The sequence below is a fragment of the Actinomadura geliboluensis genome, assembly GCF_005889745.1.
In the GTDB taxonomy this organism is placed as follows: Bacteria; Actinomycetota; Actinomycetes; order Streptosporangiales; family Streptosporangiaceae; genus Spirillospora; species Spirillospora geliboluensis.
Map to the genome: position 1 here is coordinate 1 of NZ_VCKZ01000058.1, position 21,532 is coordinate 21,532.

Consider the following 21,532-nt stretch of genomic DNA (forward strand, 5'->3'; position numbering starts at 1 on the left):
TCCCGGCGCTCGGCCCCGGACGGCACCAGACCGGCGTCCTGACCCGCGACGCCCTCCCACGACCGTTCGAGCCGTTCCGGGCCGCGCTGGGCGGCGCGTTCGGGGATCCACCGCTCCATGCCGTCGCGGGTCAGGACGACGGTCTGGTGCCGTCCGGGGCCGAGCGCCGGGACGGACGGTGCGCCGCCGCCGAGCAGCGGGACGGCGCCGAGCTCCGACTCCGTCCCCTGGAAGAACACGTTCACGTGGCCGCCGAGGAGCGTCTCCACCGTGTCGGGGTCGCGCAGCGCCCCGGGCTCGCCGGCGATGGGCGTGTGCTCCACCGCGCCCAGGCGCAGCCACCCCTCGCCCTCGAAGTGCCGCAGCCGCTCGTTGAACCAGGCGGCCTGGGCCTGGCCGACCCGGCCGTAGCGGTCCTCCTCGCGGTGGGTCTGCGGCAGGGTCGAGTTGAGGCCGGCGACCACGACCCGCAGGTCGGGGACGGGGAACAGCGTCCACGGCTGCGCGCTGTCGAAGATCAGCGCGTCGATGCCCTGGTAGAACTCCTTGAACAGGCCCGCGTAGTGGCGCCATTTCGGCCAGTACGGCGGCTGCGGCTCGATGTCGTCGGCCTCGCAGCTGGAGAAGTACGCCTGGCACGCGGCGCGGGTGACGTCGTGGGTGCCCGGCACGATCACGACGCGCTGCGCCTCCAGGCCGAGCAGCGCCCGCAGGCTGGTCAGGAACGACAGCGCCTCGGCGAACTCGCGGCGGCTGCCCGAGTGGGTGAGGTTGCCGGTGACGACGAGCAGGTCGGGGCGCGGCACGCCGGCGTCGGCCAGCCGGGTCACGTCGCTCCAGATGCGGTCCTGCAGCTCGGCGGCGGTGGTGGGCTCGCCGGGCTCGGCGAGCGTCCGCCCGAACCGGGGCCCCGACACGTGCAGCACGCTGAGCCGCTCGCGGGGCTCGGCCCCGCCGCCCGCCGCCGGGAACGCCGGGGCCGCCGCCGGTGCCCGCCGGGCGGGCCGCTCCCCGACCGGCTCCTGCGGCCCCTCAGCCCCCTCCAGGCGGCCCGGCGGGACGCCGCCGCCGTTCGGTGCGGGGGAGCCGCCGCCGGGGAAGCCGGGGCCGTCCAGGGGCCGCGCGTGCCCGGCGAGGGCCTCCTGGATGCGCCGCATCAGCAGCCCGCGCGCCTCGTCGGGGTCGTCGACGCCCACCAGGTCCACGTAGGTGATCGTGGACAGCAGCCCGTCGATCGGGCAGTCCTCGATCCGGACGGTGACGAGCTTGCGGGCGGGGTCGTCCGGGTCGGCCCGCAGCGCCGCCATCCACTCCAGCCGCCCGTACCGGGACCGCAGGTAGTTGCGCGACAGCACCGCCACCACGGCCTTGGCCTCCGACAGGCCGCGGTCCATGTAGTCGATGAAGTTCGTGCCGGGCACGAAGTCCCACGCCTGCATCATCGTCCGGTGCCCGGCGGCCTCCAGCTGCCAGGCGATCCAGGCCGCCCACCGCTCGTCCGCGGGGGAGTAGCTGATGAAGAAGTCGGTCGGACGCTCCTGCCTGGGGTGGCCGCCGGAGGGTGTCATGCCGCCAGTATCGCGCGGCGGCCGGACGAAATCATGGCCCGCGCTCCTATGGGATCATGGCGGCCGTGCAGCCCCCGATGGAGACCCTGCGCCGCGCCGCCGGCTCTCTCGGCGTCCTGGACTGGATCCGGGTCGGCGTCCTCGCGGCGGGGCTGCTGTTCGTCGCCACCGGCCTGCTGCCCGCCGATACCGCGCGGTCCAGCATCGGACGGATCGCGCCGCTGCTGCTGTTCCTGTTCAGCGTCATCGTCCTGGCGGAGCTGACCAAGGAGGCCGGGGTCTTCGACGCGATCGCGCAGCGGATGGCGAAGGCCGGGCGGGGCAACTACGCCGCGCTGTTCCTGCTGTGCGTGGCGTTCGCGTCCCTCACCACGATCTTCCTGAACCTCGACACGACCGCCGTGCTGCTGACCCCGGTGATGCTGGCGCTGGCGGCGCGCGCGCGGATCGCGACCCTTCCGCTGGCGATGACGACGGTGTGGCTGGCCAATACCGCGAGCCTGCTGCTGCCGGTGTCGAACCTGACCAACCTGCTCGCCGCCGACCGGGTGGCGCTGGAGACCCGCGCGTTCGCGGCCCGCATGTGGCTGCCGCAGCTCGCGGTCCTGGCCGTCACCATGGCGCTGCTGTGGGCGTTCTACTGGCGCCGCCGCATGCGCGGTGAGGACGCCTACGACCCGCCCGCGCCCGCGCCCGTCCGCGACCGGGTGCTGTTCTCCGCCACCGGGGTCGCGTGCCTGCTGTTCATCGCCGCGATCCTCGGGGGCGTGCACACCGGGGTCCAGCTCGGCGTCGCCGCGACCGTGGCCGCGGCCGTGGCCGTCGCCGCCTTCGCCGTCCGCGACCGGTCGGCGCTGCGCCCCTCCCTCATCCCGTGGCAGCTGATGGTGTTCGTCACCGGGCTGTTCCTGGTCGTGCCCACGCTGGAACGGTTCGGGCTGGACGACGCGATGGTCGCCTTCGTCGGCCATGACGGCGACGCCCTGGGCGCCTTCCGCGCGGCGTTCTCCGGAGCGGGGCTGTCGAACGTCCTCAACAACCTTCCCGCGTATGTGGCGGGGGAGTCGGCCGTACCGGCGTCCAACCAGGAGCAGTTGCTCTCCCTGCTCATCGGGACGAACGTGGGGCCCGTCATCACCCCGTGGGGTTCGCTCGCCACGCTGCTGTGGTTCGAGTGGTGCCGCCGGTGGGACGTGCGCGTCCCCATGCGCAAGTTCGTCCTGACGGGAGCGGTGCTGGCCGTCCTGGGGTGTGCGGCGTCGGTCGGGGCACTGCTGCTGACCCGGTAAGCCCGCCCCGGGTGGCTGTAGGAGCGGCGCTAGAAGGCGATGTGGAAGCGGCCGTCGGGCCGGGCTATGCGCGTGGTGGTCTCCAGGAGGCGGTCGAGGAGGTCCGGGCGCGCGGCCACGAAGCTCAGCTCCGACGCCGGGCGGTCGATGCCCAGCTCGTAGGGGAGGCCGTCCAGGCGGCGCAGTTCCGCGCCGGCCTCCGCGGCCAGGATCGCCCCGGCGGGCAGGTCCACGGTCTCGGGCAGGTAGCCCACGATGCCGTCGATGTCGCCGCGGGCGAGCATCGTCCAGGCCACCAGCGGCGCCCACAGCTGCAGCATGCGCGCGCACCGCTTCTCCAAGGCCGCGCGCAGGGCGAACGCCGCGCGATCCTCCGAGGTGACCTGGTGCCCCTGCGTCCACGCCAGGACGGGGTTGTCCTCCCGGCCGGAGCGCGGACGGTCGGGCAGCCTCAGCTGTGCGCCGTCCGGGCCCAGGGTGCCTCGTCCCCGCACCGCAGACCACGTCCGCCCCGAGACCGGATCGTGGACGACCCCCAAGACCGGCTCGGCGCGCGCGCACAACGCCAGCCCCACCGCGTACACGGGCATGCCGATCGCCACGTTGTTGGTGCCGTCGAGCGGGTCGACGAGCCAGACCATGTCCTCGCCGGGCGCACCGTCCAGGACGCCCGCCTCCTCCGCGATGATGCGGTGCCGCGGATACGCGGCCCGCAGCCGGCCGACGATCAGCTCCTCGGCGGCCGTGTCCAGCGCCGTGACCACGTCCCCGCCGGTGCCCTTCGGCCGGACGTCCAGGGGACCGGCCATGCCGGCGCTCAGCAGGGCGCCCGCGGCCTCGGCGGCGTCCACCGCCACCCGGCGGGCCTCGGAGAGGTCGACCGGAAGGGCCGCGGGCGGGGTCGTGGATCTCATCGGGCCTCTCCAGTCGGGGTCCGGCGGCGGCCTACCGGCGCGCCGAGCAGTGGGCGGCGGCGATCTTGCGCGCGGAGCGCCGCAGGGCGCGCTCGGTGTCGGCGTGATCGGAACGTGACCTGTGTACGCGGTGCGTGGGCGTGTCGAAGGGGCCGAGGGACAGGTCGCCGCCGCCCGGCGTCTGCCGGCCCAGGGCGACCGTGGCCGCGTCACTGCCCCCTTCTATGAGCGTGCTGTGGAACACCCCCGCGGGCAGGGTGTACGAATCGCCCGTCCGGTGCGCGGTGGAGCGGCCCGGCAGGCAGTTCACGGCGCGCCCGGTCGCCCTGAGCTCGTCCACGTCGCCGTGGCTCACCACCTCGAACACCTGCTGCGGCGCCCTTCCGGACGCCTCCTCCACGTCCACCCGCACGTTCCGCACCGTCCCGTACAGGACGAAGCTGAGCAGCTCCCAGCTGTGGCAGTGCACCGGCGACGTGGTGGACGGGGCCGGCCGGACCTCGGGCGTCCAGATGTGCAGGCACACGCCGAGGTCGCCGCTGCGCTCCACCGGCAGGCACAGGAAGCCCAGCGGGTGCCGCACCGCCGGGACCGGCGGCGCGCCCGCGGCGAGGCCGCCGAGGATCTCCGCCAGGACGCCGCCCGCCCACGCCGGCAGCGTCCGCGCCGCGGTCCCGGCGCGGATCTGCGCGCTGATCTCCTCGTACCTCACCGCCGCGGCCTCACTCGTAGGGGTCCTTCGCCCGCAGCGCCTTGCGGATGATGTCGATGACGTCCCGGTCGGTGTAGCCGTGCGCGAGCTCGATGCCGGTCACCTCGAAGAGCTTGCGGACCTCCTCGACGGTCGGCTCCTCGTCCAGCGGCGCCAGCCGCGCCTGCTCCACCGGGACGCGGCGCGCCTGGTCCAGGCTGGTCTGCAGCTCCGCGCTCACCCAGCTGTAGTAGAACTTCGCGTTGTCGACGACAAGCGCCTCGCCGCGCGGGTCGTCGCGGGTCACCACCAGGCGGGACGCGGCCAGGTCGTAGCGCAGCGTCGTCATGGTCTGCGAAAGGCCGATGTCGATGTCGAGCATGGCGAACCGCTGCTTGTGCCAGCACGCCGCCAGGATCGTCGCGTACGCCTCCTTGCGGGTGCGCTCCAGCGTCCACGGCTCGCCCGTCGCGTCCGGGCCGTCCGACACCGAGCGGCGGTGGCGCGCGTACGCCTCGCAGACCTCCACGTTGGTGGGGTCGAGGATCTCCACCCGGAACAGCAGCGTGCGCCGCTCCCGGCGCGCCGCCGCCACGCACTCGGGCAGCGTCCGCGCGCGGATGTAGGTGCCGGTGCCGCCCTTGAAGAACCACCGGTCGGTGTCGCGCCGGGCCTCCGCGAGGACCTGCGCGACCTGCGCCCCGCTGATGACCCGGACGACCGTGCTCTCGTCCAGCGCGCGCTGGGTGTCGGACAGGACGGTCTCGAACCCCTGGATGTGGGTCAGCTTGTCGCTCAGCTCACCGAGCGTCACCGACGACGACCGCAGCGTGTCACGGACCTCCAGCTCGACCGGGATGCGCCGCCCCCGGTCCCGCAGCATCGACGTCGCCAGCAGGCCGATCACCGCGAGGATCCCGCTGTTGGTGATCTCGTCCTCGTTCGGCAGGTTCACGCCGAGCCCCAGCACCGCGACCACGATCGCCAGCACCAGCGCGATCACCGCGTCGGCGTTCTTCCCGAGCCAGTTGGCGAATCGGGTCATGTTCCGGTCGCACCCCGTCCTAGTCGGCGCCGTCATCGTAACCACAGCGTCCGGACCGCGGAAAAGCTCCGCAGGTAAGGGGTTCGGTGTCTCGCGCGCCCGGGTGTGCTTCCGGTCGCCATAGACTCCTCGCATGCGCGTGAGGGGCTGGTGGACGGGGGCATGGCCGACCCGGCGCTCCCGCGCGCTCGACGTCTTCCTCGCCGTGGCCCTCGCCTGCGGCGACAGCGTGTTCCTGTGGTTCGCCGACCAGCGGTTCTGGCTGCCGCCGTCCGTGGTGTCGGCGTGCAGCGTCGTTCTGGGCCTCTCGCTGGTCGTGCGGCGCTCCCACCCCGTCGGCCTGGCCCTGTTCGCGGTCGTCTTCTCGACGGTGACCGGGGCGGGCGCCTTCGCCGGCCTGATCATCCTTTACTCCCTGGCCGCGTACGCGTCGTCCCGCAGGACGGTCCTGACGATCGCCGTCGTCGGCTACGCCGCCGGTCTGGCGTTCCCGGGGCCGACGGCGAGGACCGAGACCTTCATCGCGCAGGCCGTGTTCGGCATCGCGTTCATCGCCGTCCCCGTGCTGCTCGGCCTCTATATGGGCGCGCGCAAGCAACTGCTGGCCTCTCTCCAGGAGCGTGCCGCCAGGCTCGAACGCGAACAGCACCTCCTCGCAGAGCGCGCGCGGGGCGAGGAACGCACCCGCATAGCGCGGGAGATGCACGACGTGGTCGCGAACCGGATCAGCGTCATCGTCGTCCACGCGGGCGCGCTCAAGGCGATCGCCGGCCGCGACCCGGTCCGCGCCGCGGAGACCGCGACCGTGATCGGCGACATGGGGCGGCAGGCCCTGGAGGAGCTCCGCCACGTCGTCGGCGTCCTGCGGCAGGGCGAGGAGGCCCTTCCCCAGGAGGCGGTGACGCTCGCCCACGTCCGCGAGCTGGTCGGCCAGTCCGGCGCCGCCGGGCTCCGCGTCGACCTGGCCGTCCGCGGCGAGGAGCGGCCGATGCCGATCGCGGTCGGGCGGACGGTGTACCGCCTCGTCCAGGAGGCCCTCACCAACGTCCACAAGCACGCCGGGGCCGCCGACACCCGCGTCGACCTGGGGCTGCTGCCCGAGGCGATCGAGGTGGAGATCGTCAACGCCCCGCCCACCGCCGGGCCCGAGCACCGGCTGCCGAGCGGCGGCAACGGCCTGGTCGGCCTGCGTGAGCGGGTCACCGCGCTCGGCGGCAGCTTCGAGGCCGGGCCCCACGGCGGCGGCTACGCCGTCCAGGCGCGGATCCCGCTGCCCGCCTCCTGACCGGCCCGCCTCCTGACCCGCGCCGGCGGGCCGCCGACCGGCGCGGACGCGGAATGTCGGACGCCCTGAATACAGTTGTGGGGAAGCAGGGAGTACGCCGAGCAGGGGGAGCCGCCGATGCGCCCAGTCACCGACCTGCGGCGCCGCGTGGCGCCGTTCGAGGTCGTCACCGAGATGACGCCGTCGGGCGACCAGCCGCAGGCGATCGCCGAGCTGACCGCCCGCGTCCAGGGCGGCGACAAGGACGCGGTGCTCCTCGGCGCCACCGGCACCGGCAAGACCGCCACGATCGCGTGGCTGGTGGAGAAGCTCCAGCGGCCCGTCCTCGTCATGCAGCCGAACAAGACCCTCGCCGCCCAGTTCGCCAACGAGCTGCGCGAGATGCTGCCGAACAACGCCGTCGAGTACTTCGTCTCGTACTACGACTACTACCAGCCCGAGGCGTACATCCCGCAGACCGACACCTACATCGAGAAGGACTCCTCGATCAACGACGAGGTCGACCGGCTGCGGCACTCGGCGACCAACTCGCTGCTCACCCGCCGCGACACCGTCGTCGTCGCGTCGGTGTCCTGCATCTACGGCCTCGGCACCCCGCAGGAGTACGTCGACCGGATGGTCCGGCTGCACGTCGGCCAGGAGATCGACCGCGACGACCTGCTCCGGCAGCTCGTCGGCATGCAGTACACCCGCAACGACCTCGCGTTCACCCGCGGCACGTTCCGGGTCCGCGGCGACACCATCGAGATCATCCCGCAGTACGAGGAGCTCGCCGTCCGGATCGAGATGTTCGGCGACGAGATCGAGAAGCTCGCCACCCTGCACCCGCTCACCGGCGAGCTGATCACCGAGGACGACGAGCTGTACGTCTTCCCCGCCTCCCACTACGTCGCCGGCCCCGAGCGCATGGAGCGCGCCATCCGCGACATCGAGGCCGAGCTGGAGGAGACCCTCGCCGTCATGGAGCGGCAGGGCAAGATGCTGGAGGCGCAGCGGCTGCGCATGCGCACCGCCTACGACATCGAGATGATGCGGCAGGTCGGCACCTGCTCCGGCATCGAGAACTACTCGCGGCACATCGACGGCCGCGGCCCCGGCACCGCCCCCAACACCCTCCTCGACTACTTCCCGGAGGACTTCCTCCTCGTCATCGACGAGTCCCACCAGACCGTCCCGCAGATCGGCGCCATGTACGAGGGCGACGCGTCCCGCAAGCGGATGCTGGTCGAGCACGGGTTCCGGCTGCCGTCCGCGATGGACAACCGGCCGCTGAAGTGGGAGGAGTTCCTCGACCGCATCGGCCAGACGGTCTACCTGTCCGCGACGCCCGGCACCTACGAGATGAACCGGGTCAAGGGCGACGTCGTCGAGCAGGTCATCCGCCCGACGGGGCTCATCGACCCCGAGATCGTCGTCAAGCCCACCAAGGGGCAGATCGACGACCTCGTCCACGAGATCCGCGAGCGCACCGAGCGCGACGAGCGGGTCCTCGTCACCACCCTCACCAAGAAGATGGCCGAGGACCTCACCGACTACCTCCTGGAGCTCGGCATCCAGGTGCGGTACCTGCACAGCGAGGTCGACACGCTGCGCCGCATCGAGCTGCTGCGCGAGCTGCGCGCCGGCGAGTTCGACGTCCTGGTCGGCATCAACCTGCTCCGCGAGGGCCTCGACCTGCCCGAGGTGTCGCTCGTCGCGATCCTGGACGCCGACAAGGAGGGCTTCCTGCGCTCGGAGACGTCCCTCATCCAGACGATCGGCCGCGCGGCGCGCAACGTGTCCGGCCAGGTCCACATGTACGCCGACACGGTCACCCCGTCGATGGAGCGGGCGATCGACGAGACCAACCGGCGCCGCGCCAAGCAGCAGGCGTACAACACCGAGCACGGCATCGAGCCGACGGCGCTCCGCAAGCGCATCGCCGACATCCTCGACTCCCTCGCCCGCGAGGACGCCGACACCGAGACCCTCATCGGCGGCGGCGGGCGCCAGCAGTCCCGCGGCAAGGCGCCCGTCCCGGGCCTCGCGTCCCGGACGAAGGAGGTCGGCCGGCACGCCGCCGACCTGGTCGGCGAGCGCCCCCGCGAGGAGCTGGAGGCGCTCATCGAGCAGATGACCGACCAGATGCACCAGGCCGCCACCGACCTGCAGTTCGAGCTCGCCGCCCGCCTCCGCGACGAGATCAAGGAGCTCAAGCGCGAGCTCCGCGACATGCGCGAGGCCGGCGTCAAGTAGCCCGCGCCCGGCTCGCCGACCCGGGCGCGATCATGGCGCCCGGGCCGGCGATCAGACGGGCGGTCGCGGGTCGGTGCCCGCGGCGGGTCAGGTGAAGGAGAGGACGACGCGGTCCTCGACGGGGCGGTAGCCGATGCGGCGGTACACGCCGTTGCTCGTCGGGTTGGCGAGGTCGGTGAACAGCACGACGTCCTCGGCGCCCACGTCCAGCGCCGCCCGCGTGGCGGCCGCGGTGACGGCGGCGCCGTAGCCGCGGCGGCGGTGCTCGTCGGGCGTGTAGACGGGCGCGATCCGGGCGACGCCCGCGGCGGTCGCCGTGCGGCCCGCCAGCGCCACCGGCCGCCCGCCGTCCTCCCACAGCGTGATGAGGCCGTCGTCGAGCCTGCTCAGGAGCACCGCCGGGTTCGGATCGCCGTGCCCGCCGGTGTCCCGGTGGAAGGCCCGGGACCAGTCGGTGACCAGCTCACGGTCGGCGTCGCCGCCGGTGCGGGCGGCGCCGCCGGGCGCCGGGTCGGGCGGTTCGAGCCGGGCCAGCCGGTGGAGCCGCTGCCGCAGCGCGACCCGGCTCGGCGCCCCGGTGCGGCGCGTCCACGCGGCCGCGAACGCCGCCGCCGTCCCGGGCGTGCCGTTGACGGCCCCGACCACCGGGGCGCGCTCGGCCAGCACGTCCGCCAGCTCCCGCGCGGCCCGCTCCGGCATCGCGCTCAGGAGCGGCGGATAGCGGTCCGTCGTCCACAGGACCGTGCCCGCGACGTCCGCGCCCTCCGTCCACCACCCGAACAGCGCGTGCGGGTAGAGGTTTCGGCGCCGCATGGACTCGGTCAGGGTCAGCGTCACGGTGTTGCGGACGGGGTCGCTCCGCAGGAAGGCGCCCGCCCGGCCGGTGAACTCCTCGTGATCATCGCTCAGCGTCCATCCCATGGTCGAGGATGGGCACTCCCCGCCCCCGCCCGCATCCCATTTTCCGAAGCGCCGCCCGCCGCGCTCAGCGCGCGCGCCGCTCCGCGCCCGGCGGCGGGACGATGATCAGCGGGGTGAGGTAGCCGTCCGGGACGTCCTCCCCGACGGGCCGGCCCTCGGCCTCCACCCAGGCGTGCGCGCCGAACGGCGGCAGCGTCCGCACGCCCGCGCACCAGGTGGGCCATCCGCCGCCCATCCGGCAGAGCAGGACGGTCGCCAGCGAGCGCGGCAGGCAGCCGCGCGGGCCGAGGCAGGCGAGGCTCACGGCGCGCACCGCGTCCCGCGCCGCCAGCGCCTGGTCGCGGCGGGCGGGGCGGGCGCCCCGGCGCAGGACGCCGAGCACGGCCCGGATGCGGCCGGGCGGCAGCAGCGCCAGCAGCCGGGCCAGCAGGACCGCGGCGCGGGCCGCCGCGCGCCGCGCGGGCGGCACCCCGGCCGGGCGGCGCAGCGCGCTCGGGACCGTCACGGCGTCACCAGCCGGGCCGCGCGCAGCCGCTCGACCAGCGCCGCCACGTCCGCCAGCGCCCGCGCCGGGTCGACGTCGAACTCCGCGGCGAGGGCCGCGGCGGCCCCCGCGGCGCCGCACCCCTCCGCCAGCAGCCGCAGCACCAGCGCCGCGGTCGGGTTGAGCTGCCAGTAGTCCCCGCTGCCCTCGTCGAGCAGCACCGTCCCGTACCCGGTGTCGGCGGTGGACACGCCGGGCCGCAGCCGCAGGGTCATCCGGTCTCCTTCACTGAGGGCGCGGCGGCCGCCGCGCGGGGGCCGCCGTCGAGGGTCCGCAGCCACACCTCGCAGCCGACGGTGGAGTACAGGATCGCCTCGCGGAGCGCGGGGACGGCCGGCCGGGACGCCAGGTCGCGCAGCCGGGCCGCGTCGACGAGCCCGAGCCGGGCGAGCCGCGAGTCCTCCCACAGCGCCATCAGGTCGGTGCGGTGCACGCGCAGCCCGTCGGCGGCGTCCATGGACGCCTCCGCCTTGGTCGACCGCGTGAGGCAGGCGTCCGGGACGGTCCCGCGCATCGCCGCGACCAGCAGCGGCTTGTACTTCCACGGGGTGACCCGGTCCTCCGGGCGGACGGCCAGGCACGCGTCGATCACCCGGTCGTCCAGGAACGGGGAGGCCGTCGGCAGCCCGGCGCGGGCGCTCATCCGCTCCCACTGCCGGACGATGCGGGCGCAGGCCCGGATGGCGTGCAGGTCGGCGTGCCGGCCCCGGTCGGGCGCGAGCGGCTCGGCGGCGCGGGCGGCCTCCCGCAGCACGTCCGCCGCCATCCGCTCGGCGTCCGGGGTGACCCAGCCGAACAGCCGGGGCGGATCGTCCCAGCCGAGCGCCCCGGCGGCGGGCGGGGCCGGCGGGAGGCGCAGCCCGGCCGCCGCGTCCGCGAGCCAGCGGCGGTACGGGCGGCCGTCGGCCAGCGCCGCCGCCATCGGGCCGAGCGGCCAGTCGAACAGCGCGCGGAAGCCGCGCAGCCGCGGCAGCGCGAGCCGCGGCCGGCGGCGCAGCAGCCCGTGGTAGTGGGCCTCGGAGCACCAGGTGACGTGGTCGCCGCCGATGCCGGTCAGGTGCAGCCGGCTGCCCTTCGCCAGCAGCCGGGGGACGTGGCTGAGGACCCGGGCCCGGTCCATCATCCCGATGGACGGCTCGTCGAGGGCGTCGTCGATGTCCAGGAGCCCCGCGTACACCAGCGGCGACTCCTCGGCGGGCCAGACGGCGTGCTCGACGCCGGGCAGCCGGGCGGCGGCGCGGCGCGCCCACTCCAGGTCCTCGTCGGCGGGGTCGCGGCCGGGGCAGGTGCTCGCGACGACGCGCGCCTCGCCGCGCGCGGCGAGGAAGCACACCGAGGTCGAGTCGAGGCCGCCGGACAGGTCGCAGCTCACCGTCCCGCCGCCGGCCGTGCGCGCGTCGACGGCCGCGGTGAGCGCGTCCGCGAGGTCGGTGGCGCCCGCGGCCAGGGACCGCTCGGCCTCGGGCGGCGTCCACCAGCGGCGTACGCGGGCGCCGCCGTCCGGCTCCAGGTTCAGCTGCTCGCCCGGTTCCACGGCGGTGAGGCCGCGCCACATCGGGGTGTGCGGCAGCGGATGCGGGAGCGGCCACAGCAGCCGCGCCGCGACCTGCCGCTCGTCGAGGCCGGCGCCGGCCAGCGCGGCGAGGACGTCGGCGCGGTCGGCGGCGACGGTCACGCCGCCGACCCGGGCGTGGAACAGCAGCCGCAGCCCGGCCGCGTCGCCCTGGACGCGGGTGCGGCCGTCCAGCGCGGCCACGAGGTGGAAGCTGCCGGGGAGGGTGCGGGCGAGCCGGTCCAGCGCGGTGAGGCCGGTGAGCCGCCCCGCCTCGCGGCGGAGCCGGTCGGCGGGGGCCGGGGTGCCGAGGACGGCGATCCGGGCGGCGCCGGCCTGTGCCGCGGTGATCGCGGCGCCGGGCCAGTTCCCGATCAGCCAGGGCCGTCCGGAGGCGTACCGCAGCGTCCGGTCGTGCGGGACGGCCGAGGCCACGGCGAGGGCGGCCGCGTGGTCCGGCAGGACCACGAAGAACGCCTCGCCGCGGCCCGGCATGCCGTTCGGTTCGGGCATGTGCGTCAAGGGGCCGCTCGTCAGTTCTTGCTGAGCACGACGCGGTCGTTGCCGTGCCGGCCGAGCAGGCCGGTCACCTTGCGGAACGAGCCGGCCGCCACCAGGACGGGGGTTTCGTACGGCTTCATCTTCTCTCCCTGTGCCGGGGCGTGCATTTCCTTGGAGGAGCTCCCAATTCCGCCCTCGCGAAAGGCGAAACGAGCGGAGTATGGCACCGCGAATGCGCGCCGCGCCACTTGGCGAATTCCTGTACCCGCCGCAATGCCGGGGGAGCGGGCGTGTCCGGAGAATCGGACCAAATGCGAATAAGTCGAGCAGGTCGTCCGGCGGCCCGACCGTCCGATAATGCGCGCGGGCTAGCCGCGCGGACATTCTTCGGTGGCTTTCCGGTACATCACAAGGTCGACCGCGCGCCAGGGAGATGGCACGGCCCGCGCTCATTCGCGCGCCGTGCCGAGGAAGGCCAATCGGCGGTGACCGAGCGCGCCGCACCGGTAGCGTGACCGGCATGACGGACAAGACCGGCGACCGGATGCTCGGCTGCCTGTTCGGCGGCGCGGTCGGCGACGCGCTCGGACGCCCCGTCGAGGGCATGGCGCTCGCCGAGATCCGCGCCGCGCACGGCCCGGCCGGCGTCACCGGGTTCGCGGGGCGGGGCGAGATCGGGGAGGCGACGCAGCTGGGGCTGCTCACCGCGCAGGCGGGCGTCCAGGCGTCCATCCGGGCCCGCGCGAGGGGCATCGGCGGCGCGTACTTCGGCCTCGTCCAGTCCAACTACCTCGCGTGGCTGGCGGCCCAGGGCGAGCCGCTCCCCGGACAGGACCTGCACATGAGCGGCCCCGCCCTGCGGGACCCGGCGGTGACGGCCCGCCGCGGCGCGGGCCGCACCACCCTCGCCGCCCTCCGCAAGGCCGCGGCACGCGGCAAGCCGGGCCGGCCGCTCGGCCGGGTCGACGAGCCGGTCAACGACTCCAAGGGCTGCGGCGGGACGATCCGCGCCGCCGCTGCGGGGTTCGGCCACCCCGACCGCGCGGCCGTCTTCACCCGGGGGCAGGGCACGGCGGCCCTCACCCACGGCCACCCCTCGGGCCACCTGCCCGCCGGAGCGTTCGCCGTCGCGGTGTCCTCACTCGTCCACGGCGCGTCCCTCGGCGACGCCGTGGAGCACGCCATGGCGGAACTGCGCGAGCACCGCGGCCACGAGGAGACGACGGCCGCGCTGGAGCAGGCGGTCGGCCTGGTGCGCGGCGGTCCGCCGTCCGCCGCGCGGCTGGAGGGCCTCGGCCGCGGCTTCACCGGCCCGGAGGCCCTCGCCATCGCCGTCTACGCGGCGCTGGCGGCGGAGGCCGCGGGCGGGTACCCGCTGGAGATCGTCCCGCGCGGGCTGCTGCTCGCCGTCAACCACTCCGGCGACAGCGACGCCACCGGCGCCGTCTGCGGCGGCCTCCTCGGCGCCCGGTACGGGGCGCGGGCCGTCCCCGAGCACTGGCGCGCGGGCGTCGAGGCGGCGGCGGTCATCGCCGAGCTGGCCCACGGCTCCGCGGTCGAGTTCGGCCCGCGGCCGCCCGCCGACGCCTACGGCGAGCCGCCGATGGACTGGCACATGCGCTACTACTCCTGAGGCGGGCCGGGTCAGGCGGTGCGCGGGGCGACGAGCCCGGACTCGTAGGCGAACACGACGAGCTGCGCGCGGTCCCGCGCGCCCAGCTTGATCATCGCCCGGCTGACGTGCGTCTTCGCGGTGGTCGGGCTGATCACCATGTGCGCGGCGATCTCGTCGTTGGACAGCCCGCGCGCCACCAGCGCGGTGACCTCCCGCTCCCGGTTGGTCAGCACGCCGAGCGCGCCGGGCGCGGGGCCGGGGCGGCGCGCGACGTACTCGCCGATCAGCCGGCGGGTGATCGCGGGGGACAGCAGCGCGTCGCCGCGGGCCGCGACCCGGACGCCCTGCACCAGGTCGGCGGGCTCGGTGTCCTTCACCATGAAGCCGCAGGCGCCGGCGCGGAGCGCGTTGAAGACGTACTCGTCGAGGCCGTAGTTGGTGAGGATCACGACGTGGACGCCGGTCAGCCGCTCGTCGGCGGCGATCAGCCGGGTCGCCTCGATGCCGTCCATCACCGGCATCTGGACGTCGACGAGCGCGACGTCGGGCCGGTGCTCGGCGGCGAGCGCGACGGCCTCCTCGCCGTTGGCGGCCTCGGCGACCACCTCGATGTCGTCCTCGATCTCCAGCAGGGCCCGGAAGCCGCCGCGGATGAGCGCCTGGTCGTCCACGAGCAGCACGCGGATCACGCCGGCCCTCCCAGCGGGAGCTCGGCGCACACGGTGAAGCCGCCCTCGGGACGGGGCTCGGCGCGCAGCCGGCCGCCGAGCGCGGTGACCCGCTCGCGCATGCCGAGCAGGCCGGTGCCGGGGACGGGCGGCGCGTCCGGGTCGGCCTTGCCGTCGTCGTCGACGCGCACCACCAGGCCGTCGTCGGCGTAGTCGATGCGCACGGCGGCGGCCGCGCCGCCCGCGTGCCGGGAGACGTTGGTGAGGGCCTCCTGGACGATCCGGTACGCGGCCCGGTCCACCTCGTCCGGCAGGTCGCGGCGGACGCCGGAGATCGTCAGGGTGGCCGGGAGCCCGGTGGAGCGGGCCCGCTCCACCAGGTCGTCCAGCCGGTCGAGCCCGGTGGCCGGGCCGTCGGACCCGGCGTCGCCGCGCATCACCTTCAGGGTGGCGCGCAGCTCGCGCATCGCCTCGCCGCTGGCCTCCTGGATCACCAGCAGCGCGGGCGGCACGTCCTCGCCGCGCCGCCGCGCCACGTGCACGGCCACCCCGGCCTGCACCCTGATGATCGAGATGCTGTGGGTGAGGGAGTCGTGCAGCTCCCGGGCGATGCGCAGCCGCTCCTCGCTCGCGCTGCGCAGCGCCGCCTCCTCGCGGGTCCGCTCGGCCTCGGCGGCGCGGTGCTCGACCTCCTCGAGGTACGCCTGCCGGTGCCGGGCGACCGTCGCGGCCACGCCGGCCGCGACGAACCAGCCGAGCATCAGCGACGTGCTCTCCAGGTCGTCGATCGGCCCGCCGTCGCCGGGCAGCCGGGCCGCGAGGTCGGCGCCGAGGAAGGCCGCGCCCGCGAGCGCCGGGGCCGCCCGGTGGCCGGCCCGCACCGCGGCGAACACCGCCACCAGCACCGGGAAGACGGGCGACGGGCCCGGCTGGGCGTGCACCATGACCGCGAGCATGCAGGCCGTGCTGACCAGCAGCGCCGCCAGCGGCGCCCGCCGCCACGCGACGAGCGCGAGGCAGCCGGCGAGGGCGAGCGCGACGTCGGCGGGGCCCGCGTCCGGCGCGGCCACGACGAAGACCACCGGCAGGACCGCCACCACCGCGGCGAGCAGGGCGTCCTGGGCGAGCGGCCGCCACCCGTCCAAGAAACTCATCTGCGTAGATTATGGCGCTTTCCGGGCGGTGTGCCTCCGCCGCACGTCGCAGAACCCGGCTACTCCCGGGGAAGTAGGCCGGAGGTTCCTGCGCCCCGGGTACCGGACGAAGGAGTCTTCCCCGGCAGGACGACCGCGGACCGGCCCGGACACGACGATGTCCGGCATGCGCACGAGTCAACGAAGGCAGTCCCGCGCGGCCCCCGGAGGGCGGCGATGACGATCAGGGAATCGGCGCGGACGGCACCGGCCGCCGCGCCCGAGGCGCGGGCGGGGCTCGTCCTCGCCGCCGTCGCCGTCGTGCAGTTCATGGTGTCGCTGGACCTGTCGGTGGTGAACGTCGGGCTCCCGGAGATCGCCGCCGGGCTCGGCTTCAGCCCGGCCGGGCTGACCTGGGTGATCCACGCCTACGCGCTCACCTTCGGCGGGCTGCTGCTGCTCGGCGGGAAGGCCGCCGACCGGTACGGCCGCAAGCGGGTCCTGCTGGCGGGGCTCGGCCTGTTCGGCCTCGCGTCCCTGCTCGGCGGCTTCGCGCAGGCGCCCGGCCATCTGGTGGGCGGCGCGCGCCGCGCAGGGCGTCGGCGCCGCCGCGCTGGCCCCGGCCGCGCTGGCGCTGCTGGCCGACGCCTTCCCCTCGGGCCGCGCGCGCGTGCGGGCCTTCGGGATCTGGAGCGCGGTGAACGCCGCCGGCGGCGCCCTCGGCGTCCTCATCGGCGGGGTCCTCACCGAGTACGCGAGCTGGCGCGCGGTGATGTTCGTGAACGTGCCGATGGCCGCGGTCGCGCTGGGCATGGCCTGGCGGGGCGTCGCCGCCGCCCCGGCGCCGGTGCGCGGGGGCCGCCCGGACGTGCTCGGCGCCGTCCTCGCCACCGGCGGGCTGACCCTGCTGGTGTTCGGGGTCGTCCGCGCTGACCAGCACGCGTGGACGTCGGCGCCGACGATGGCGAGCCTGGTGTCCGCCGCCGTGCTGCTGGCCGCGTTCGTCCTGGTCGAGCGGCGCACCACCCGCGACCCGCTGGTGCGGCTCGGCCTGTTCGCCAACCGCTCGGTCGCCGGCGCCAACGCCTTCATCCTGCTGACCGGCGCCGCCATGGCCTCGGCGTTCTACTTCATGTCGCTGTACCTCCAGCGGGTCCTCGGGCACGGTGCGGCGCTGACCGGCGTCATGTTCGTGCCGTTCGCCCTCGGGGTGATCGCGGGCTCCGTGCTCGCCGTGAAGCTCGGCTACCGCTTCGCGCCCCGCCGCCTCCTGGCCGCCGGCGCGGCGCTGGGCGCGGCCGGGTTCGCCTGGTTCGGCCTCATCAGCCCGGACGGCTCGTACGGCGTGGACGTCCTCGGCCCCGCGGTCGTCGCCAGCACCGGCTTCGGGCTGTGCCTGGGGCCGATCGTCTCCATCGCCACCGGCGGCGTCGCCCCGGCCGAGACCGGGGTCGCCTCCGGGCTGCTCAACAGCTCCCGCCAGATCGGCGCGTCGCTCGGCCTGGCCGCCCTCGGCACCGCGGCGAGCGACCGCGCCGGCGGCGCCGCCACGCCCGCGGCCCTCAACGACGGGTACGCGCTCGGCCTGACCCTCGCCGCGGTCCTGCTGGCCGCCGCCGCCCTCATCGCCCTCACCGTCCTGCCCAGGACGAGCCCGCCGCCGCAGGAAGGAACCTCCGCATGACCGTCGCGCCGATCGATCTTTTCGGGGCACCCGTGCATCTCCAGCGGGGCGGCACCGTCCGCACCGGGAGTGCGGCGGGCCCCCTCGACCTGGACGGCTGGCAGCTTCGGACGTTCCACGCCAAGACCGCCGCCGACGTCCACGCCGACCACTGGGAGGTCCACCCCGAGGCCGACGAGGTCGTGTCCTGCCTCATCGGGAAGATCCGCCTCTACCTGCGCCCGGAGCGGGCGGGGCGGCGGGAGGAGGAGATCCGGCTGACGGCCGGGACCGCCGCCGTCGTCCCGCGCGGGCGCTGGCACCGCATCGAGCTGGACACCCCCAGCACGATCATGGCCGCGACACTGCCGCGCGGCAGCCGCCGGGAGAAGCGGTCCGGCGCGACGGGGGAGCGGTGAGCGCGCCGGGGCTGCTGCGCCCCTACCGGTGGAGCTTCACCGCCGTCGTGGCCCTCCAGGTGGTCGGCGCCGTCGCGGGACTGGCGCCGCTGCTGGCGGTCGTCGAGCTGGGCCGCGCCCTGCTGTCGCCCGGCCCGCTCGACCGCGGCCACGTCTGGACCGCCGTCGCCGCGGGCGCGGCCGGGCTGCTCGTCCGGCTGCTGGCCACGGGCGCGGCGTCGGCGCTCGGGCACCTCCTCGACGACCGGGTGCAGCTGGACTTCCGCCGCCGGCTGGCCGCCCGGCTCGGGCTCGTGCCGCTCGGCTGGCTGTCGCGCCGCCGGACGGGCGAGCTGGCGAAGGTCGCGGGGGAGGACGTGAGCGCCGTCCACCCGTTCATCGCCCACACCCCCGGCGAGCTGGTCTCCGCGTTCGTCGTGCCGGCGGTGTCGCTGGCCTACCTGTTCACCGTCGACTGGCGGCTCACGCTCATCACGCTGATCCCGGTGGCGCTGGCGGTGGCGACGGTGCCGCTGATGATGACCCCCGCCCGGCTGCGCGAGCAGCAGGAGTTCGACGCGGCGATGGGGCGGATCTCCGACTCCGTCGTCGAGTTCGTCCAGGGCATCGCGGTGGTGAAGACGTTCGGCGGCGGCGAGCGCGCCCACCGCGCGTTCTTCACCGCCGTGGACGCCTTCACCACCTCCTTCTACCGGATGGTGCGCGGCCTCGCCGGGATCGCCGCCGCGATGCAGGTGGTGCTGTCGCCGCCGTTCGTGCTGCTGGTGGTGCTGACCGGCGGCGCGGTGCTGATCACCGAGGGCGGCATGCCCGCCGCGGACCTGCTGCCGTTCCTGCTGCTCGGACTGGGGCTCGCCGCGCCGGTGGAGGCCCTCGGCCACGGCTTCGACGACATGCAGGCCGCCCGCCGCGCGGTCGGCCGGATCCGGGAGGTGCTCGACGTGCCGGCGCTGCCGGAGCCGGCCCGCCCGGTCGCGCCGCGCGGCCACCGGGTGGAGCTGCGCGGCGTCCGGTTCGGCTACGACGCCGGCCGGGAGGTGCTGCGCGGCGTCGACCTGGTCCTCGAACCGGGGACGGTCACCGCCGTCGTCGGGCCGTCGGGGAGCGGGAAGTCCACGCTCGTCCAGCTCCTGCCGCGGTTCTTCGACCCGGACGAGGGCGCCGTCCTGCTCGGCGGCGCGGACCTGCGCGAGATCGGGAGCCGCGAGCTGTACCGGGCGGTCTCCTTCGTGTTCCAGGACGTCCGGCTGCTGCGCGCGCCGGTCGCCGACAACATCGCGCTCGCCGTACCGGGGGCCGGGCGCGACGACGTGGTCCGCGCCGCGCGGCTCGCCGACGTCCACGACCGGATCATGGAGCTGCCGCGCGGCTACGACACCGTGATCGGCGACGAGGCGCGGCTGTCGGGCGGCGAGGCGCAGCGGATCGCGCTCGCCCGCGCGCTGCTCGCCGGCACCCCCGTCCTGGTGCTGGACGAGGCGACCGCGTTCGCCGACCCGCGGACCGAGCGGGCGGTCCGCCGCGCCCTCGCCGCGCTGAAGGGCGACCGGACGGTCCTGGTCATCGCCCACCGCATGGAGACGATCGCGGACGCCGACACCGTCGTGGTCCTGGAGGACGGGGCGATCGCCGAGCGCGGCCGGCCCGCCGACCTGCTCGCCCGCGGCGGGCGGTTCGCCGCGCTCTGGGACGCCCACCGGTCGGCGGCCGCCGACGGGAACGACGCCGTGCCACAGGGAGGCATGCCCCGATGATCCGACTGCTGCTGCGCGTGCTGGGACCCGAGTACGCCCCGCCGGTGCGCCGCACGGTGGCGCTGATGACGGCGACCGCGGTGGTCGAGGGGCTGGCCTGCGCGCTGCTGGTCCCCGTCCTGCGGGAGCTGTTCGGCGGCACGCCCGGCGACGCCCGCCCGTGGCTGATCGCGTTCGGCGCGGCGGTCGCCGGGTACGCGGTGCTGCGCTACGTCAGCGACCTGTCCGGTTTCCGCGCCGGGACGACGCTGCTGGACGGCATGTACCACCGGCTCGGCGACCACCTCGCCCGGCTGCCCGTCGGCTGGTACGGGCCGGGCCGCGTCGGGGAGGTGTCGGTCCTGGCCGGGCCCGGCGTGCTGCAGGCGATGAGCGTGATCGCCCACCTGCTGGCGCCGTACATCTCCGCCTGCGCGACCCCGCTGACGATCGTCGCCGTGATGCTCGCCTACAACTGGCAGCTCGGGCTGGCGGCGCTCGCCGCCGTCCCGCTCGTCGCGCTGATCCAGGTGTGGGCGGGGCGCTCGACGGCCGCCGCCGACGAGGACCGCCACCAGCGCGCCCACGAGGCGACCGGGCGCGTCATCGAGTACCTCCAGGCCCAGCCGGTGCTGCGGGCCGGGGGCCGGACCACCGAGCGCTTCCGGCTGCTCGACGACGCCCTCGCCGAGCTGCGGCGCGCGTCCCGCCGCACGACGCTGTCGGCGCTGCCCGGCGCCCTCGGCCTGTCCCTCGCGGTGCAGGCGGTGTTCACCGGGATGCTGGTCCTCGGCGCCCACCTCGCGCTCGGCGGGGACGTCGGCGCGGCGGAGCTGCTCGCGGTCCTGGTGCTGGCCGCCCGCTGCGCCGATCCGCTGCTGGCGCTGTCGGAGTTCGCCGGCCGGATGCGCGCGGCCCGCTCCCAGCTGGCGCGGCTGGACGAGGTGCTGCGCACCGAGCCGCTGCCGGAGCCGGCCGAACCGGTCCGGCCGGTGCGCCGCGACGTGGAGTTCGCGTCCGTCACCTTCCGGCGGGACGACCGCACCGTGATCCGCGGCCTGTCGCTGGCGGTGCCGGAGGGGCGGCGGCTCGCCGTCGTCGGCCCGTCGGGCGCGGGCAAGAGCACCCTGCTCCAGCTCCTCGCCCGCTTCTACGACGTGGACGAGGGGGCGGTCCGCGTCGGAGGGGTGGACGTGCGCGAGATCAGCACCGACGTGCTGATGGAGCAGATCGCCGTCGTCTTCCAGGACGTCTACCTCTTCGACGGCACGATCGAGGAGAACGTGCGCCTCGGCCGTCCCGGCGCGGGCGACGCGGAGGTGCGGGCGGCGGCGACCGCGGCCCGGCTGGACGAGGTGGTCGAGCGGCTGCCCGGCGGATGGGACGCGAACGTCGGCGAGGGCGGCGCGCTGCTGTCGGGCGGCGAGCGGCAGCGGGTCTCGATCGCGCGGGCGCTGCTGAAGGACGCGCCCATCGTGCTGCTGGACGAGGTGACCTCCGCGCTGGACCCGGTGAACGAGGCGGCCGTCCACGCGGGCATCGAGCGCCTGATGGCGGGCCGGACCGTGGTGATGGTGGCGCACCGGATGCGGACGGTCCGCCGCGCCGACCGCATCGCGTTCCTGGACGGCGGCCGGATCGTGGAGGAGGGCACCCACGAGGAGCTGCTGGAGCGCGGCGGCCGCTACGCCGAGTACTGGGACCTGTCGCTCGCGCCGGCGGCGGCGCGCCCGGACGGCCGCTAAATGGGCGGCGG

At 75.4% G+C, this 21,532-nt stretch carries 19 protein-coding genes and 1 pseudogene; 9 read left to right on the forward strand and 11 right to left on the reverse strand.

Annotated features, from left to right (window positions below; genetic code table 11):
* Positions 1-1,568: TIR domain-containing protein (locus ETD96_RS47530; RefSeq protein WP_138636227.1), on the reverse strand; the 1,568-nt coding region annotated here is incomplete at its 3' end.
* Between the two features lie 56 nt (positions 1,569-1,624).
* On the opposite strand from ETD96_RS47530, the gene ETD96_RS11040 reads away from it, so the two are divergent.
* Positions 1,625-2,857 carry an ArsB/NhaD family transporter gene (locus ETD96_RS11040; protein ID WP_138636228.1) on the forward strand — a complete coding sequence of 411 codons (1,233 nt, stop codon included), beginning with the start codon at positions 1,625-1,627 and terminating at the stop codon, positions 2,855-2,857.
* A gap of 29 nt (positions 2,858-2,886) precedes the next feature.
* Here the strand turns inward: ETD96_RS11040 and ETD96_RS11045 are convergent, their stop codons facing one another.
* From ETD96_RS11045 to ETD96_RS11055, 3 genes are read right to left on the reverse strand one after another with little or no spacing between them, the layout of a single operon-like run.
* On the reverse strand, positions 2,887-3,771 hold the full coding sequence (locus ETD96_RS11045; RefSeq protein ID WP_138636229.1) for an inositol monophosphatase family protein: 885 nt from the start codon (positions 3,769-3,771) through the stop codon (positions 2,887-2,889).
* A 31-nt stretch (positions 3,772-3,802) separates the two neighbouring features.
* A complete protein-coding gene (locus ETD96_RS11050; RefSeq protein ID WP_138636230.1) occupies positions 3,803-4,483 on the reverse strand; it encodes a hypothetical protein in 681 nt (226 codons plus the stop codon).
* Between the two features lie 10 nt (positions 4,484-4,493).
* Positions 4,494-5,507: a hypothetical protein gene (locus tag ETD96_RS11055; protein ID WP_138636231.1), complete on the reverse strand. Its 1,014-nt coding sequence runs from the start codon at positions 5,505-5,507 to the stop codon at positions 4,494-4,496.
* A gap of 133 nt (positions 5,508-5,640) precedes the next feature.
* On the opposite strand from ETD96_RS11055, the gene ETD96_RS11060 reads away from it, so the two are divergent.
* The gene (locus tag ETD96_RS11060) at positions 5,641-6,792 is read left to right on the forward strand and encodes a sensor histidine kinase (protein WP_138636232.1); all 1,152 of its coding nucleotides are present in this window, start codon (positions 5,641-5,643) and stop codon (positions 6,790-6,792) included.
* A gap of 117 nt (positions 6,793-6,909) precedes the next feature.
* Positions 6,910-9,027: an excinuclease ABC subunit UvrB gene (gene uvrB / locus ETD96_RS11065; protein WP_138636233.1), complete on the forward strand. Its 2,118-nt coding sequence runs from the start codon at positions 6,910-6,912 to the stop codon at positions 9,025-9,027.
* Positions 9,028-9,114: 87 nt separating this feature from the next.
* Here uvrB and ETD96_RS11070 read toward each other — a convergent pair whose 3' ends face one another.
* The 5 genes from ETD96_RS11070 to ETD96_RS11090 all read right to left on the reverse strand — a co-directional run bounded on the left by ETD96_RS11070 (position 9,115) and on the right by ETD96_RS11090 (position 12,685).
* Complete coding sequence (locus ETD96_RS11070; protein ID WP_138636234.1) at positions 9,115-9,948, reverse strand: GNAT family N-acetyltransferase; 834 nt, start codon at positions 9,946-9,948, stop codon at positions 9,115-9,117.
* A gap of 64 nt (positions 9,949-10,012) precedes the next feature.
* Positions 10,013-10,453, reverse strand: a complete 441-nt coding sequence (locus ETD96_RS11075; RefSeq protein WP_138636235.1) for a lasso peptide biosynthesis B2 protein — start codon at positions 10,451-10,453, stop codon at positions 10,013-10,015.
* A complete protein-coding gene (locus tag ETD96_RS11080) occupies positions 10,450-10,707 on the reverse strand; it encodes a lasso peptide biosynthesis PqqD family chaperone (RefSeq protein WP_138636236.1) in 258 nt (85 codons plus the stop codon). Before ETD96_RS11080 ends, ETD96_RS11075 begins: the two co-directional genes overlap by 4 nt.
* A complete protein-coding gene (locus tag ETD96_RS11085; RefSeq protein ID WP_138636237.1) occupies positions 10,704-12,557 on the reverse strand; it encodes a lasso peptide isopeptide bond-forming cyclase in 1,854 nt (617 codons plus the stop codon). The genes ETD96_RS11080 and ETD96_RS11085 overlap by 4 nt, the downstream gene beginning before the upstream one ends.
* 20 nt (positions 12,558-12,577) lie before the next feature.
* A complete protein-coding gene (locus ETD96_RS11090; protein ID WP_138636238.1) occupies positions 12,578-12,685 on the reverse strand; it encodes a keywimysin-related RiPP in 108 nt (35 codons plus the stop codon).
* A 380-nt stretch (positions 12,686-13,065) separates the two neighbouring features.
* Here ETD96_RS11090 and ETD96_RS11095 point away from each other — a divergent pair, with 380 nt between their 5' ends.
* Positions 13,066-14,178, forward strand: a complete 1,113-nt coding sequence (locus tag ETD96_RS11095) for an ADP-ribosylglycohydrolase family protein (protein ID WP_138636239.1) — start codon at positions 13,066-13,068, stop codon at positions 14,176-14,178.
* A gap of 11 nt (positions 14,179-14,189) precedes the next feature.
* Here ETD96_RS11095 and ETD96_RS11100 read toward each other — a convergent pair whose 3' ends face one another.
* Both ETD96_RS11100 and ETD96_RS11105 read right to left on the reverse strand, forming a co-directional pair.
* Entirely contained in the window at positions 14,190-14,849 is a 660-nt protein-coding gene (locus tag ETD96_RS11100; protein ID WP_138636240.1) for a response regulator, read from the reverse strand.
* The gene (locus tag ETD96_RS11105; RefSeq protein ID WP_138636241.1) at positions 14,846-15,982 is read right to left on the reverse strand and encodes a sensor histidine kinase; all 1,137 of its coding nucleotides are present in this window, start codon (positions 15,980-15,982) and stop codon (positions 14,846-14,848) included. The genes ETD96_RS11100 and ETD96_RS11105 overlap by 4 nt, the downstream gene beginning before the upstream one ends.
* 309 nt (positions 15,983-16,291) lie before the next feature.
* Here ETD96_RS11105 and ETD96_RS48065 point away from each other — a divergent pair.
* The 5 genes and pseudogenes from ETD96_RS48065 to ETD96_RS11125 form a co-directional block, all read left to right on the forward strand.
* Positions 16,292-16,462: pseudogene (locus ETD96_RS48065) on the forward strand (MFS transporter); the annotation flags it as partial.
* A 112-nt stretch (positions 16,463-16,574) separates the two neighbouring features.
* On the forward strand, positions 16,575-17,645 hold the full coding sequence (locus ETD96_RS46590) for an MFS transporter (RefSeq protein WP_274704600.1): 1,071 nt from the start codon (positions 16,575-16,577) through the stop codon (positions 17,643-17,645).
* Positions 17,642-18,043, forward strand: coding sequence for a cupin domain-containing protein (locus tag ETD96_RS11115; RefSeq protein WP_138636242.1), 402 nt, complete (start codon positions 17,642-17,644; stop codon positions 18,041-18,043). The genes ETD96_RS46590 and ETD96_RS11115 overlap by 4 nt, the downstream gene beginning before the upstream one ends.
* Positions 18,040-19,797 carry an ABC transporter ATP-binding protein gene (locus ETD96_RS11120; protein ID WP_171068969.1) on the forward strand — a complete coding sequence of 586 codons (1,758 nt, stop codon included), beginning with the start codon at positions 18,040-18,042 and terminating at the stop codon, positions 19,795-19,797. Before ETD96_RS11115 ends, ETD96_RS11120 begins: the two co-directional genes overlap by 4 nt.
* Entirely contained in the window at positions 19,794-21,521 is a 1,728-nt protein-coding gene (locus ETD96_RS11125; protein ID WP_138636244.1) for an ABC transporter ATP-binding protein, read from the forward strand. Before ETD96_RS11120 ends, ETD96_RS11125 begins: the two co-directional genes overlap by 4 nt.
* The last annotated feature ends 11 nt before the right edge of the window (positions 21,522-21,532 follow it).